The sequence below is a fragment of the Dawidia cretensis genome (assembly GCF_018598175.1).
In the GTDB taxonomy this organism is placed as follows: Bacteria; Bacteroidota; Bacteroidia; order Cytophagales; family Cyclobacteriaceae; genus Ohtaekwangia; species Ohtaekwangia cretensis.
The window spans coordinates 1-611 of the sequence record NZ_JAHESE010000105.1; the positions used below are offsets into that span (position 1 = coordinate 1).

The following is a 611-nucleotide window of genomic DNA, read 5'->3' on the forward strand; positions in this document are numbered from 1 at the left end:
GTCTTTTACTGTGCACCACATGATCGTCATGAGCCCGTAGAAAAACCAGGCATAGAGAAACTGAATTTGATGTACCGGTGTTTTAGCGGAATGTGGCTCGATCCTCCGAATACCGCGGGGCGCAATATCTTCATCGTGCTGATGAATGTTGGTGTAATGGTGGTGGATCTGGTTGTGCTGGATCCGCCTATTCATCGAATGGCCACCCAGCAGGAGCATGGAAAAGTAGGTCAGGAATTTATTCAGCGCTTTACTCTCGCTAAAGCCGCCGTGATTTACATCGTGCATCACACAAAGTCCGATGCCGGCCATGGCCACTCCCATGCCGGCGGCCAGCAGGAGCCAAATCATTTTTCCTTCAAAGACATTGCTGACGAGGAGCCCATAGGCTAGAAAATAAAGGGAGAACATGAGAATGGTCTTTGCAAACATGCTCCAGCTCCCTTTTTTGCTGATGTGGTTGTCCCTGAAATAGCCGTCTACCCGGCTTTTGAGCACGGCGTAGAATTCCGTGCTCTTGTGATTAAACCTGATCGTTGTGTTTGAGGCAACCGTTTCTTGTTTCTTCATCATGACTATTCATTTCACCAAGGACTGGCGAAATGAGATTC

At 48.4% G+C, this 611-nt stretch carries 1 protein-coding gene; it reads right to left on the minus strand.

Features of this window, described 5'->3' with window-relative positions:
• Window positions 1–573: fatty acid desaturase family protein (locus KK062_RS29915; RefSeq protein WP_254088060.1), on the minus strand; the 573-nt coding region annotated here is incomplete at its 3' end.
• Window positions 574–611 lie beyond the last annotated feature (38 nt).